Annotated in this window: 12 protein-coding genes; 6 read left to right on the top strand and 6 right to left on the bottom strand. The window is 37.8% G+C overall.

Annotated features, from left to right (window positions below):
- Window position 1: 1 nt before the first annotated feature.
- Entirely contained in the window at window positions 2–1,297 is a 1,296-nt protein-coding gene (gene tviB / locus KTJ10_RS12930; RefSeq protein ID WP_262442154.1) for a Vi polysaccharide biosynthesis UDP-N-acetylglucosamine C-6 dehydrogenase TviB, read from the bottom strand.
- Window positions 1,298–1,588: 291 nt separating this feature from the next.
- On the bottom strand, window positions 1,589–2,461 hold the full coding sequence (locus KTJ10_RS12925; protein WP_262442153.1) for a hypothetical protein: 873 nt from the start codon (window positions 2,459–2,461) through the stop codon (window positions 1,589–1,591).
- Between the two features lie 332 nt (window positions 2,462–2,793).
- On the opposite strand from KTJ10_RS12925, the gene KTJ10_RS12920 reads away from it, so the two are divergent.
- The 5 genes from KTJ10_RS12920 (at window position 2,794) to KTJ10_RS12900 (ending at window position 8,189) form a co-directional block, all read left to right on the top strand.
- Complete coding sequence (locus KTJ10_RS12920) at window positions 2,794–3,894, top strand: polysaccharide biosynthesis/export family protein (protein WP_262442152.1); 1,101 nt, start codon at window positions 2,794–2,796, stop codon at window positions 3,892–3,894.
- Between the two features lie 4 nt (window positions 3,895–3,898).
- Entirely contained in the window at window positions 3,899–4,327 is a 429-nt protein-coding gene (locus tag KTJ10_RS12915) for a low molecular weight protein-tyrosine-phosphatase (protein WP_262442151.1), read from the top strand.
- An 18-nt stretch (window positions 4,328–4,345) separates the two neighbouring features.
- Window positions 4,346–6,529: a polysaccharide biosynthesis tyrosine autokinase gene (locus KTJ10_RS12910; RefSeq protein WP_262442150.1), complete on the top strand. Its 2,184-nt coding sequence runs from the start codon at window positions 4,346–4,348 to the stop codon at window positions 6,527–6,529.
- 190 nt (window positions 6,530–6,719) lie between these two features.
- On the top strand, window positions 6,720–7,445 hold the full coding sequence (locus tag KTJ10_RS12905) for an FKBP-type peptidyl-prolyl cis-trans isomerase (protein WP_262442149.1): 726 nt from the start codon (window positions 6,720–6,722) through the stop codon (window positions 7,443–7,445).
- 48 nt (window positions 7,446–7,493) lie between these two features.
- The gene (locus tag KTJ10_RS12900) at window positions 7,494–8,189 is read left to right on the top strand and encodes an FKBP-type peptidyl-prolyl cis-trans isomerase (protein ID WP_262442148.1); all 696 of its coding nucleotides are present in this window, start codon (window positions 7,494–7,496) and stop codon (window positions 8,187–8,189) included.
- 48 nt (window positions 8,190–8,237) lie between these two features.
- Here the strand turns inward: KTJ10_RS12900 and murJ are convergent, their stop codons facing one another.
- Together murJ and ampD are read right to left on the bottom strand one after the other, a co-directional pair.
- Window positions 8,238–9,788 (bottom strand): murein biosynthesis integral membrane protein MurJ, encoded by a 1,551-nt coding sequence (murJ, locus tag KTJ10_RS12895; protein ID WP_262442147.1) that lies wholly within the window; start codon window positions 9,786–9,788, stop codon window positions 8,238–8,240.
- Window positions 9,789–9,860: 72 nt separating this feature from the next.
- Window positions 9,861–10,430: a 1,6-anhydro-N-acetylmuramyl-L-alanine amidase AmpD gene (gene ampD, locus KTJ10_RS12890; protein ID WP_039765932.1), complete on the bottom strand. Its 570-nt coding sequence runs from the start codon at window positions 10,428–10,430 to the stop codon at window positions 9,861–9,863.
- A 171-nt stretch (window positions 10,431–10,601) separates the two neighbouring features.
- Between ampD and nadC the strand changes: the two genes are divergently transcribed.
- Complete coding sequence (gene nadC / locus KTJ10_RS12885) at window positions 10,602–11,447, top strand: carboxylating nicotinate-nucleotide diphosphorylase (RefSeq protein WP_262442146.1); 846 nt, start codon at window positions 10,602–10,604, stop codon at window positions 11,445–11,447.
- Here nadC and KTJ10_RS12880 read toward each other — a convergent pair.
- Together KTJ10_RS12880 and KTJ10_RS12875 are read right to left on the bottom strand one after the other, a co-directional pair.
- Window positions 11,444–11,611: a hypothetical protein gene (locus KTJ10_RS12880; RefSeq protein ID WP_000938938.1), complete on the bottom strand. Its 168-nt coding sequence runs from the start codon at window positions 11,609–11,611 to the stop codon at window positions 11,444–11,446. The two genes, nadC and KTJ10_RS12880, sit on opposite strands and share 4 nt — an antisense overlap.
- A 375-nt stretch (window positions 11,612–11,986) precedes the next feature.
- Window positions 11,987–14,155, bottom strand: a complete 2,169-nt coding sequence (locus KTJ10_RS12875) for a phosphocholine-specific phospholipase C (protein WP_262442145.1) — start codon at window positions 14,153–14,155, stop codon at window positions 11,987–11,989.
- Between the last annotated feature and the right edge of the window lies 1 nt (window position 14,156).

Raw genomic sequence — 14,156 nt, 5'->3', positions numbered from 1 at the left:
GTTAGAGACGGAATACAGTAAAACCAGCATCTGACATTTCGGTGCGGTCAAAAAGGCTCTTTACATCAGCCAATACAGGTTTTTCACATTTCACATAATTTCGTAACTCATTTGCAGAAAGTGAGCGAAATTCGTTATGACCTACGGCAACAATCACACTATCTACAGGATTTTGAGCATCAACTTTTCCAAGCTCAATGCCATATTCATGTCTAACTTCATCTGCATCTGCCCACGGGTCTGCAACTACAACTTGTGCACCCCAGAACTCTAACTCTTTAATGAGATCAGCTACTTTACTATTGCGGATGTCAGGGCAGTTTTCTTTAAAAGTTACCCCGAGTACACCAACTTTTGCACGCGGTACATCAATACCATTTTGAAGCATAAGCTTAATCGTGTTACGCGCCACATAGCGTGCCATGTTGTCATTAATACGACGGCCTGCAAGAATTACTTGGGGATGGTAACCCACTTCTTCTGCTTTATGAGTCAAATAATAAGGGTCAACACCAATACAGTGTCCACCTACCAAACCAGGACGGAATGGTAAAAAATTCCATTTACTACCGGCTGCTTCCAATACATCTAAAGTATCGATACCAATACGATCAAAAATTACAGACAGTTCATTCACTAAAGCAATATTTAAATCACGTTGGGTGTTTTCAATAACTTTTGCTGCCTCAGCAACTTTAATGCTAGATGCTTTATGAGTACCTGCAGTAATAATACTTGCATAAACAGCATCCACAACATTAGCCACTTCTGGCGTACTGCCACTTGTAATCTTTTTGATTTTAGTTAGGGTATTAACTTTATCTCCAGGATTAATTCGTTCAGGGCTATAACCAGCAAAGAAATCTTGGTTAAATTTAAGACCGGATATCTTTTCTAATATTGGGATACAGACTTCTTCTGTAGCCCCTGGATATACTGTAGATTCATAAACTACAATATCGCCTTTCTTTAAAGCTTGCCCGACAGTTTCGCTTGCTTTTTTTAAAGGAGTTAAATCAGGACGGTTCACCTGATCTACGGGGGTTGGAACAGTTACAATAAAAAAATTACTTTCTTCTAAATCCGCTAGATTTGCACTAAAACTTAATTTTTCTGCTTTTTGAAGTTCTTCTGGTGTAACTTCCAGCGTATGGTCTTGACCACTCTTTAGTTCATTAATACGATTTTGATTAATATCAAATCCAACTACTGGCCCTTTTTTCCCAAACTCAACTGCCAATGGCAAGCCTACATATCCTAAACCTATAATCGCTATTCTTAAATCGGCAAGTTGCATAAAAGTTAGCCTTTTTCCTTACAAGATTGTATCTATTAAATATATGTTGCATGTTAACTGGATATAGTCGAGCGTAACTATAGCAGTTTTTTTTTATTCTCCGTAACGCAATTGTATAAAAGTGTTTACAGACAAGAAAGTTCTACAGCATTCCATATAACTGGTTATTAAATTTCACAATTGCTTTGTAAAAAGATATAAATATTTTCAAAATATAAAAAACGATAATGAGTAATTGTTATTTCTTACTGATGAAGCTCTGCTTTGAAAGTTTGAATTACATATTTTTTGTTAATTTGCTCCACCTCCATATTGCTTCGCAAATTTTACAATAGCTTTAAATGATTTTTTATTAACATCAAATATTACAGGGTTATTTTGTGTCTTTAGTGGTCCCTCCCAAAGCATAACTCCATCCGCACCAAGATTCTTCAAATATTTTAAGCTATGCAACATATCTACCTCAGATAAAGGTTTGATTTTAAAGGTATTATGTCCAGGAAATACCCAAGTACTAGTTGATAAAAATGGTAATATTTTTATCTCCCGATTTTTTGCAAACCGTTTTGCCTCAGCAATACTAAACTCAGCTTTTGCATCCCAAACTTTCATGTCATCAAGACTATAAAAGTATAGAGTGGGAAATAAATAATCTACATGATTTGCAAGTTCTTCATATTTATCATTCATATGCCTAAAGTAGTCTTTCTGCGTCTCTGACAAATAGGTATTAGGAGTAATTTCAGGTAGAACTCCATATACACCAATAGGCGCTATACCACCAAAATCACGATACATCTTTAAAGCGTCTAAAAGAAGAGGTAAGGTAGTCTCAACATGTGATTCAGTTCCTGTTTCAATATCAAAACATACTGGAACACTAGGTGTCTGATTTGCAATTTCTACAGCTTTTTTAATTTTTTTTGGATCTACTTGATGATTAGTAATTAGAGAACTCATATAAAAAAGATTAAATCTTTTTATATTTTGACTTTTCAAAAAGTCATCAAATTCACTTTTACTCTGAGTTGTTACTTTTTTACCTTGAGAATTAGTATAGTCCCTCCAATCTATAAAATGATACAAATCAAAAGCATAAACCCTTGAAATACACAAAAAACTTAAAATTAAAGCTTGAATTCCATAGCGATTAAGTTTTGACATAATTCATATTTCAAAGATAAAAACTTCACTCACAAACTATTTCAAATTAATAGTATAAAACAATATATTTTTTGTATTCTCTAAACTTTGATAATGTAATGTTTTCGGTCACATTTTAATTTTCCAAGGAAAATCGGGGCAGAATTTATAACTCTATAATTAAAGCAACCTATTAAGATAAACTAAACATACAAACCGCTACTATTTTTGTGTGTTTTTTAAGTTTTTTTCCGCTAGAATCACAACGTCTATATCTAAGATACGCACTCCGTGCTAAACGATTAACGATATCATTTGATATCAATTAAAGATAAATACACAAAGGGTTTCGTGTGAAATATTGTCAGTTTTTTTCTATTCTTGCCTTGAGTTTAAGTGCTGCAAGTTGTGCGGTGACTTCTGGTTTACAAACTTATGATATTCCAAATGAAGGTGTTTATAAAACTGATCTTGGAACTACTGTTAATGTAGTTAAAATTTCTCAAGAAACACTACCTGCTATACAACCTGCTCAAATTAATTATCAAGCTAATTATTATTCATTATTTAAAAGTCAACAACCTATATACCACTTAAGTCCAGGTGATGTTCTCTCTATTCAACTATGGGCATATCCTGAAATTACTCCACCCGTAAATAATATCACTAATGAACAATCCATCCAAGCAAGCGGCTATCCTATTGATCAAAGTGGCTATATTCAATTTCCACTTGTAGGCCGTTACAAAGCTGGGGGCAAGTCTCTCGCTCAAGTTAACCGTGAATTGCGCGGCCAACTTGCCCGGTTCTTAAAAAATCCAGATGTTGTAGTGAGAGTACTATCATATGAGGGACAACGTTTTTCTGTGCAGGGTAGCGTCATAAAAGGTGGACAATTTTACTTAAGTGATCAACCTGTTAGTGTATACACAGCTCTAGGGCTCGCTGGTGGAATAACAGACAAAGGTGACAATACTTACATTCAACTTATTCGAAATGGTACAACTTATAATTTAAATACAATTGAATTAGAAAAAGCTGGTTATTCACTACATAAACTTTTAGTTCAGCCGAATGATACAATTTATGTAAGCACTCGTGAAAATCAAAAAATTTATGTGATGGGAGAATCAGGGAAAAACCAAGCTTTGCCAATGCGTGACCAAGGCATGACCTTAACTGATGCTTTAGGTGAAAGTTTAGGAATTAATCCAACCTCAGGCAGCGCAAGTCGTATTTATGTATTGCGCACCAATCCACATGATCACTCTACTGAAATTTATCATTTAAATTTAATGAGTATTGGAGACTTTGGTTTAGCCAACCAGTTTAGACTGCGTAGTAATGATATTGTATATGTTGATGCAACAGGCTTGACTCGCTGGCAACGTGTAGTCAATCAGATTCTTCCATTCTCAAATGCCTTATATAACTTAGATCGTTTGGGGCAATAATCTTATGCAATTTAAGAATATTTTGGTGGTCTGTATTGGAAACATCTGTCGAAGTCCCATGGCAGAGTATTTCTTAAAACAGCAATATCCTCAGTTGAATATTGAGTCTGCAGGTATTTCTGGGCTTATCGGTCACAAAGCAGACCAAAAAGCTCAACTTTGTATGCAACGTCTAGGCATCGATATGCAGCCCCATATTGCTAAAAGACTAAATGCCGAACACATTAAAAAAGCTGACCTAATTTTGGTCATGAGTCACAACCAGCAAAAACATATTGAGCAGACTTGGCCTTTTGCAAAAGGTAAAACCTACCGCTTAGGCCATTGGCAGAATAGAAATGTGCCCGATCCATATCAGCACGACCAAGCTATTTTTGATGAAACCTGTCAACTCATTCAACAATGTATTGCTGACTGGAAACCTTATATTTAACGCCAAGATTTTAAGCTTATGAACCCAAATACCAACACTGAAGACTCCATTGATTTAAAAGAATTATTTTTTTCACTGATTGCCCAATGGAAATTAATTGCTCTCTGCATCATTTTGAGCCTTGTATTCGCCCTGCTCTATTTACGGGTAACACCAGATACTTACTCAGTTGATGCTTTGGTTCAGGTCGAAGACAGTAAAGGGGCTTCTGCTGCTCTTTTAGGTGATTTATCACAAATGATTGAGCAAAAATCTCCTGCTCAAGCAGAAATCGAAATTTTAAAATCTCGTTTGGTTTTAGGCTCAGTTATTAAAGATCTACATTTAAATGTACAGATTTCTAGTACTGAGAATACGCTTACTCACCGATTATTAAACGCCACTGAATACAAAACTGAATACACTAAAAAATCTGTCTTATTTAAAGATGACTTAAAAAGTTTTGAAATTCGCCAATTTGAAGTGCCAGCATACTATCTAGACAAAAAATTATTACTGGATTTTGATAAGCAGTCGTTACGTTTAACTGATCCAGATACAGAACAAACGATATTAACTCTACCACTTAACCAATTAAATCAAGCTGTAGGGCCACATGGAATTTGGAAGGTTTCTGTCTTCACTAAAGATCAATTTGATGTAACTTATAATATTACTAACCTATCATTACCAGCTGCGGTAGATAGAATAAGTTCAAATTATTCAGTTGGAGAAAAAGGTAAACTTAGTGGGGTTCTAGGCTTAAATTATCAGGGTCAAGATAAGGAATATATTACTAAAGTTTTAAATGCTATTTTAGCCACTTATAGTGCACAAAATATTGAACGTCGCTCAGCCGAATCTGCACAAACTTTAAAGTTTTTAGATGAACAATTACCTGATTTGAAAAAACAATTAGATGATGCTGAGCGTCAATTTAATAAGTTTCGTCAACAGTACAATACTGTCGATGTGACTAAAGAGTCTGAGCTTTATTTAACTCAAAGTATTACTTTAGAAACCAAAAAAGCCGAGCTTGAACAGAAGCAGGCAGAAATGGCCGCAAAATATACTGCTGACCATCCTGCAATGCGTGAAATTAATGGCCAGCTTTTAGCAGTCAATAAACAAATTAGTGAGCTCAACAGTACTTTAAAACAATTGCCAGATGTACAGCGCCAGTACTTACAGTTGTACCGTGAAGTTGAGGTTAAAACCCAACTTTACACTGCTTTATTAAACTCCTATCAACAGCTTCGTATCGCAAAAGCTGGTGAAATTGGAAATGTTCGTATTGTAGATACTGCTGTTGAGCCAGTTGAGCCAATTAAACCTAAAAAGTTACAAGTCCTTATTTTATCTTTATTCTTAGGTGGTTTCATAGGAACATTAATTGCCTTATTACGTAATATGTTACGTACAGGTATTAAAGATTCTGGCCAAATTGAAAATGAGTTGGATTTACCAGTCTATGCAACTGTTCCTCGCTCTCCAATTCAAGAAAGTCGTATCAAGATTTTAAAGAAGAAAAAGAATATTCCTATTCTTGCGGTTAAAAATAGTGATGATATTGCAATTGAAAGCTTACGTAGTATCCGTACCGCCATTCACTTTGCTTTAGCAAATGCAAAAAACAATATCATTATGATTGCTGGCCCTTCACCAGAAGTTGGTAAATCATTTATTTCGACGAATCTTGCAACGATTTTTGCACAAGGCGACAAACGAGTACTATTGATTGATGCCGATATGCGTCGTGGTTATATGCATAAATACTTCGATGTTGATGTAAAGCCCGGTCTTTCTGAATTGTTAAGTGGACAAGCTGATCTACAAAAAGTATTACACAAAACTCCTGTGGCAAACCTTGATGTGATTACTCGCGGTAAGAGTCCAACAAATCCTTCAGAGATTTTAAGCTCTAACCAATTTAAAGAACTACTTGAGCAACTACAAAGTCAGTATGACCACATCATTATTGATACCCCACCAGTACTTGCAGTAACCGATGGTATTATTATTTCGCAATATACAGGTGTGAACTTAATTGTTGCGCGTTATGCTAAGTCGCAAATAAAAGAGCTTGAATTAACCCTTAATCGCTTTGAACAAGCAGGTGTTAAAGTCAACGGCTTTATTCTTAACGATATTCAACGTGCTAGTGCCGGCTATGGTTATGGCTATAACTATGCCTATGCTTATAAAGCACAAAAAGAAGATTAATCGTAAAGTGATAAGAGAACCGGATCAAATGATCCGGTTTTTTATTTAAGTTTTTTTAAGTTTATTCCAACTAAAACTAACTAAAATATATAAAAAACCACTCGTTTTTTTTCTTAAACATTCTATGCTTAAGCATGCTAAGATCAAAAGCAGCCTTTTTAGACTCAAATGATTATTTTTGGAACCTTTTATGAGTAAAGCCTTACCCATTGCTGTCGCTGTAGTTTTAGGCGGTGCTGCACTTGTACCAGTTTATTATGCAAGCCAACATCCGACCACAGAAGTCGGAAGCAAAGCAAATAAAAATGCCTCTCCAATTGAAAAAATCAGTTATGTTCTTGGGTACGAAGTTGCTCAGCAAACTCCACCTGAACTAGATACAAAATCATTTGTGAAAGGGATTCATGATGCTCGTAATAAGCAACAAAGTGCTTATACTCAAGAAGAATTAAAAGCTGCTGTTGCTGCTTATGAAAAAGAGTTGCAGCAAAAAATGCAACAACAAGATAAACCAGAGCAAGCTGCTGGAGCAGCGTCTGAATCTGCAGATGTTCAATTCCTAGCAGAAAATAAAACAAAAGCTGGTGTAAAAACTACAGCATCTGGCTTGCAATACATCATTACAAAAGAAGGCACAGGTAAACAACCAACTGCGCAGTCTATGGTTAAAGTACATTACGAAGGCCGTTTAATTAACGGTCAAGTTTTTGATAGTTCTTATAAGCGCGGTGAGCCTGTTGAGTTTCCTCTCAATCAAGTTATTCCAGGCTGGACTGAAGGACTTCAGCTCATGAAAGAAGGTGGTAAAGCGACGTTCTTCATTCCATCTAATCTTGCTTATGGTCCTCAGGAACTTCCTGGTATTCCAGCAAACAGTACGCTGATTTTTGATGTAGAACTCATTTCAGTGAAATAAAAACATTCAGGAGAGTAAAGCAGTACTCTCCTTTTTTTGGAAAACGGCATGAAAAAAATTGGTTTAATTATTGCAACATCAACAATGAGTTTATCTGTTTTTGCTGCTGCACCTATTACAAATAAAAGCCCGGCGAAAGAACAATTTAGCTATAGCTATGGCTATTTGATGGGCCGTAATAATACTGATGCATTAAAAGATCTGAATCTAGATATTTTTTATCAAGGCCTACAGGAAGGTGCTCAGAGTAAAACAGCACGCTTAACTGATGAAGAAATGGCGAAAGCGATTAATGATTATAAAAAAACTTTAGAAGCTAAGCAGCTTGTTGAATTTCAAAAAGTAGGTCAACAAAATGCTCAAGCAGGTGCTGCATTTCTTGCTGATAATGCAAAAAAATCAGGTGTAATCACGACTAAATCAGGTCTCCAATATCAAATATTAAAAGAAGGTACAGGTAAAAAACCGAAAGCTGTATCACGTGTTAAAGTAAATTATGAAGGCCGTTTACTCGACGGAACTGTATTTGATAGCTCAATCGCACGTAATCATCCTGTTGAGTTTCAGCTTAGTCAAGTGATTGCAGGCTGGACTGAAGGTCTGCAAACCATGAAAGAAGGCGGTAAAACTCGTTTCTTTATCCCTGCAAATCTCGCTTACGGTGAAGTCGGTGCAGGTGACACGATTGGTCCAAACAGCACTTTAATTTTTGATATTGAATTGCTACAAGTTCTGCCAAAATAAATGTATTAGTATAAAAAAAGCGATCATTTAAGATCGCTTTTTTTATTTTTAGTGTTTTAAATCTCTAGGTCGAAACCCCGTAAGGATTAAACCGATCAGGTAAGCAATTATCCCAACTACGCATAGCCCTACGACTTCGGCAACACGTAACCACTGTGAAAGCTCTCCGTTATACCAATTGAGCCCAAACCAAAGTGCTGCAATCATAACAAGGTTTGCTAAACCATATTGAAGTCCCAATTTCTTCCAATGTGAACCAAATCGGAAAATATTACGCTTATGCAAATAGAAGTAGAGTAAACCGGCATTTACTAATGCTGAACCTGAAGATGCTAATGCAAGTGCCATATGTTCTGCATGCCAATCAATAAGCTTAAAGAAGCCAATAAATATAACGTTTAAAATCGCATTAGCTGCAACTGACATTAAACCTACACGCACTGGTGTTTTCGTATCTTGCTGAGCATAGAAACCTGGTGCAAATACTTTAATGAGCATGAAAGAAATTACACCTGCACTCATACATTGCAATGCTAGAGCTGTCATTTGTGTATCACGCAAATCAAACTCACCGCGCTGGAATAATGCTTGAATAATCGGTGTTGAAAGCATAAATAAAGCAATACTTGCCGGCAATCCTACCAATACAATGACTTTTGCAGCCCAGTCGATCATACCGCGGAACTTTGCTTGATCCTGCTCTGCATGACGGGCAGAAAGCGAAGGCAAAATTACTGTGCCAATCGCAACACCGATTAAACCTAAAGGTAATTCTGTCATACGTTCAGCACTGTACAACCATGACACTGAACCATCCTGCATAAACGATGCCCAAATAGTATTGAGCAACAAGTTAATTTGCGTGACTGACACCCCGAACAATGCAGGCAGCATCAGTTTTAAAATACGCTCTACACCCTCGTGTTTAAAATCAACCTTAGGTGGAATCAGCAGATTCTTACGCCACAATTCAGGAATTTGTATCGCTAACTGTAATACCCCAGCCGCAACAACTGACCAGCCTAATGCTTTGATTGGCTCCGCCATATACGGCGTAAGCCACCACGCTCCTGCAATCATCGCTACATTGAGTAAAACTGGCGAAAAAGCTGGTGAGGCAAACGAGCCATAACTATTTAAGATGCTGCTGGCAAAAGCCGTGAGCGACATAAACATTAAATAAGGAATGGTCAAACGGAACATGCTGACAGCTAAATCGAACTTTTCCGGATCGCTGTGGAAGCCCGGTGCGTACATATAGATAATTGCAGGTGCTAAAACCATAGCTACAAAAGTGAGTAAGGTCATAACTGTTAGCAAACAGCCAAATACCCGACTAATTAAGATCTGTACTTCAGCGTGTGCTCGACCCGTTTTATATTCAGTTAAGACTGGGATAAAGGCCTGAGAAAAGGCGCCTTCGGCAAATAGTCGTCGAAAGAAGTTGGGAATACGAAAAGCGACGACGAAGGTATCAAAATCTTTACCTGCACCAAACACGTTGAGCAATACGACGTCACGCACGAGCCCTAACACTCGTGACAACATCGTCATTGCACTGACAATAAAAGTCGATCGCCACAATGCCATCGCACTCACCTACAGCTATATTCGAAAGACGCTATTGTAATGAAACTAGAAAATCTTTTCGTTGTGAAATGATGAACAAACTCAAGTTTTTTTCTGAGCTAACAATTGTCTAAAGTGCTGCCATTTAAAATAAGGTCCCGGATCGGTTTTTCGGCCAGGAGCAACATCCGAATGCCCTGCAATATGGTTTTTAATTTCTGGATAAGCTTGGCGAATTGCAGTAACAACGTCAGTTAGCACTTCATATTGTATATCTTCAAAAGGTAAATCATCACTTCCTTCAAGTTCTATACCAATTGAATAATCATTGCATTCAACTTTAGCTAAATAACTTGAACGCCCTGCATGCCATGCTCTCTCGTTAAAGTTAACAAACTGCAGAACTTCACCTGTTCGTAAAATTAACAGATGTGTAGAAACTTGCATGCCTTCAATAGTCTGAAAATAAGGATGAACTGACCAATCTAACTTGTTTTGAAAAAACTGCTCAATATAGCCACCTCCAAACTGAGACGGTGGCAAACTAATATTATGAACCACAATCATTTGAATTTCGGTGCCAGTCGGACGCTGGTTAAAATTTGGAGAAGGGATTTGTCTCGCCCCTTTTAATTGTCCATCTATAACTTCATACGCTGTGATTTGCTTCATTGAGACGCCAATAAATTGCTTGCCAATTGTTTTAGTTTAAAACAGTTATGTGCTTTTCAAAGTAGTAAATGCGATTGTTTATCGCGATTAATCTCATAAAACAGCTTATTTTTCAGGTCGACGGTGCTAATATATCGCAAGTTTTAGGGTCATCGACAAAATGGAAACCGTATGAGCATACCTCAGTCTTTGCTTGAACAATCAATTCAAATCAATATTCAACAAGCATTACAAGAAGATATTGGGGACGGTGACATTACCGCTATGCTCACACCTGAAGATGAGCAAGCCACGGCAACCATTATTAGCCGCGAAGATATGGTCTTAGCTGGACAACCGTGGGTTAATGCACTCATCTCAGCTTATGACAATACTGTTCAAGTGACTTGGCTAAAACAAGAAGGTGAACGTGTTGCTGCAAACGAAGCCTTTTTAAAGCTTGCTGGTTCTGCACGTAGCTTACTAACAGTAGAGCGCCCTGCTTTAAACTTTATTCAAACTTTATCTGCTGTTGCAACAAAAACTGCTGAATATGTTCAGCATCTTGAAGGTTTAAATACAAAACTTCTCGATACACGTAAAACCCTACCGGGCTTACGTATTGCACAAAAATATGCTGTGGCTATTGGCGGTGGACAAAACCATCGTCTTGGTTTATTTGATGCGTTCTTAATTAAAGAAAACCATATTATGGCAGCGGGCGGTATTGCTCAAGCAATTGCCAAAGCACACCAAATTGCGCCCGGCAAACCGGTTGAAGTCGAAGTTGAAACTTGGGATGAACTAAACCAAGCGCTTGAAGCTGGTGCGGACATTGTCATGCTCGACAATTTTAGCCAACAGCAAATGATTGATGCCGTAAAATATGTGGCGGGACGCTGTAAACTCGAAGCATCTGGCAATATCACTATTGAAAACTTGCGTGAAGTTGCCACAACTGGCGTTGACTATATTTCTATGGGCGTCCTAACTAAAGACGTTAAAGCTGTTGATTTATCTATGCGTTTTAATGCTTAGATAAAATCTGCGTCATTATTGGTATTTTTTTGCGACTTGGTCATGTCTGCCGCTTGTGTTTTCTGCCATGCTGACTGAGTCGCTTGTGCCCCACCATCACGTGGGTCGGCCGCCATTAAAACAAATGTAACGACTGCTAATAATACAATAAAACCTTGTAGCATAAAGTTTCCCCATTACTTTAAAAATCAGGGTTTCAAGATAAAAGATAAATATGACGAGGCTTAGGAGATTCTGTTACAAAAGGTAAGCCTTTATTTTTATTATTCATCTATACGACAATATTTTATGCATAAAGTTTTATATCAACAGCCTATTCCCTTTATTTACTATCGTGACAGGTGACATGGATGTCACCGTTTCTCTGTGTTACATGGAAGTAACATCAGAGAAACAGAGGTTTTTGTCACTTTTGACCTTTCAAAAGTGAGGAAGCCTATACAACATCTATTTGAATTTCATGTGATATGAGGCTGTGCTTTTTTATCAAAGTCATTTAAAACGACTTTAAATAACAATTCCAATTCAGGCTATATAACCTAAGACTCTAAATAACCCATATATGGATCAGAAATTGAATCTTCTTGAGTTTCAATACGACCTGCAAAACGACGACTAAACGTAGCGTCATCAGCTAAAGTCACAGTAAAGTCATACCAGCCACCAAATTCAGACATATCCCAAACTAGTTCTTTTTCAGAACTATTCGTTTCAATCGTCCATGTCTTGTTTGGAAGATAAGCATTTGCCTTGACGTTGATTTTGACTGATTTATTACCATCGTGACGAACTTTTAAATACAAATTCGCATCACACTCTTCCACACATACTCTAATTTCCGGTAATGCTTGAGTTTGGCTAAGCTGGTTCAAATTGCCTTTAAACGCACGGTGGAAACCATTTGGTCCAAGTACCCATAAATCATACTGCCCATTTGTAGTATTCCATACATCATCGAGCTGTTTACCCGCCTCAACCATATAACGGCGTGGAGTTGCTATTAGATCTAATCGGTTATAAACATGGAAAACTGCTGCCTGTTTACCTGTATTAGAGAACATTAGCTTTACCGTTTTTTTAGTCGTATTAACTTTGGCACTGGTGTGCAAAATATATGGCAAAGCCCGTGATGGTCTAATCCCCATTTCCTGCTGAGGAAATTGCTGTTGGCTTGGAACAGAAACTTGCGGCAATAATTCTTGAGCAATACGAATCGCATCGGCTTCAGCTTTTGTTTTTTTCCCGTCTAGTTCAGCGATAGGTAGAAGATTCGGTGTTTTAAAGTCAAAAGCTGTGGTTAAATCACCACATACAGCACGGCGGTATGGACTAATGTTAAGCTCTTGCACACCAAAGCGCTTTTCTAAGAACTGTAAAATAGAGGTATGGTCAAAGACTTGAGAGTTTACCCATCCTCCACGGCTCCACGGTGAAATCACATACATTGGAACGCGTACGCCTGGTCCATACACTCGACCATCTGGCTTAGGTTGAGATTTTGAAGCCGCTACTGCGGGATGGTCAAAATATTCATAAGCTAGTTGCTGATCACTTAAAGTCGTTTTTCCATATACGACACCTTTAATATCTTTAGACGGTGCACTTGGTGAAGGAATATGGTCAAAGAAACCATCATTTTCATCGAAGTTTACCAATAGAACAGTTTGGCTCCACAGCTCAGGATTTTCAGTTAATGCATTTAATACTTCCTGAATATACCAAGCACCTTGTACAGGACTAGATGGCCCTGGATGTTCACTGTAAGTTGCAGGAGCAACTAACCAACTCACCTGCGGTAATTTACCTTGTGCGATATCAGCTTTAAAAGTTCCTAAAAACCCCCCGTCCGGCATGGTATTGGCAATACCTTTGTAAAGCGGTTGAGTCGCATCAATCTTTTCATCATATGCTGGGCACGTTAGCACATCGTTACTGACAGGCTGACCAGATTGCTCGTTTGCACGGCGATATTGCTTGAAACCAGCTAAAGGATTATCGGTAAAGTTATCTGGCATGTTTTGATAAACTTTCCATGTCACCCCAGCCTGCTGTAAGCGCTCAGGATAAGTCGTCCATTCATAACCTTTTGTTGATGGCCCAATCCCATCAAATTCATTTACTACACTAGCCACACCTGCACCTGTAGGGCCATTTGTTCCCGTCCAGATAAATTTACGATTCGGGTTAGTTCCCGCATGCATAGCACAATGGTAGGCATCACAAATCGTAAAAGCATTCGCTAAGGCAAACTGATATTCCACTTCCTGTTTTTTGTAGTAACCCATTGACTGTGGTTGTTTGTGTGCTACCCAATCACTCATTCGACCATTGTCCCAAGCTGCTTGGCCATCTGACCATGAATGATTTGTACCAGTAACACGCTGAGCATTTCCTAAACGACTATCTAAGTGGTATGGCAATACTTTCTTTTTATTCGCATCATATTGTTCCCAAACCTTTCGGCCTTCTGTCATAGGAATGGTAAAGCGATCACCAAAACCACGTACACCTTTTAATGTTCCGAAATAATTATCGAAAGAACGGTTTTCCTGAGTCAAAATGACGATGTGTTTAACATCTTGAATTGTTCCACTTTCAACTTTGGCGTCAATTGCTAACGCTTTTTGAATACTCAGCGGGAAACTCGCTAGAGCAGCTGTCCCAAACATTGTTTTTGTAGAGTTTAAAAGAAATTCGCGACGATTCATT

This window comes from Acinetobacter sp. WU_MDCI_Abxc222 (genome assembly GCF_025514755.1).
In the GTDB taxonomy this organism is placed as follows: Bacteria; Pseudomonadota; Gammaproteobacteria; order Pseudomonadales; family Moraxellaceae; genus Acinetobacter; species Acinetobacter geminorum.
The sequence above is the reverse complement of the archived record's forward strand: the minus strand, read 5'-3'. Positions and strand labels throughout refer to the sequence as shown.

Excerpts from the sequence above, each read along its gene's own strand:
- KTJ10_RS12900 (WP_262442148.1), top strand. The coding sequence starts at position 7,494 with ATGAAAAAAATTGGTTTAATTATTGCAACATCAACAATGAGTTTATCT.
- ampD (WP_039765932.1), bottom strand. The coding sequence starts at position 10,430 with ATGAAGCAAATCACAGCGTATGAAGTTATAGATGGACAATTAAAAGGG.
- KTJ10_RS12915 (WP_262442151.1), top strand. The coding sequence starts at position 3,899 with ATGCAATTTAAGAATATTTTGGTGGTCTGTATTGGAAACATCTGTCGA.
- tviB (WP_262442154.1), bottom strand. The coding sequence starts at position 1,297 with ATGCAACTTGCCGATTTAAGAATAGCGATTATAGGTTTAGGATATGTA.
- KTJ10_RS12925 (WP_262442153.1), bottom strand. The coding sequence starts at position 2,461 with ATGTCAAAACTTAATCGCTATGGAATTCAAGCTTTAATTTTAAGTTTT.
- KTJ10_RS12875 (WP_262442145.1), bottom strand. The coding sequence starts at position 14,155 with ATGAATCGTCGCGAATTTCTTTTAAACTCTACAAAAACAATGTTTGGG.
- nadC (WP_262442146.1), top strand. The coding sequence starts at position 10,602 with ATGAGCATACCTCAGTCTTTGCTTGAACAATCAATTCAAATCAATATT.
- KTJ10_RS12910 (WP_262442150.1), top strand. The coding sequence starts at position 4,346 with ATGAACCCAAATACCAACACTGAAGACTCCATTGATTTAAAAGAATTA.
- KTJ10_RS12880 (WP_000938938.1), bottom strand. The coding sequence starts at position 11,611 with ATGCTACAAGGTTTTATTGTATTATTAGCAGTCGTTACATTTGTTTTA.
- KTJ10_RS12905 (WP_262442149.1), top strand. The coding sequence starts at position 6,720 with ATGAGTAAAGCCTTACCCATTGCTGTCGCTGTAGTTTTAGGCGGTGCT.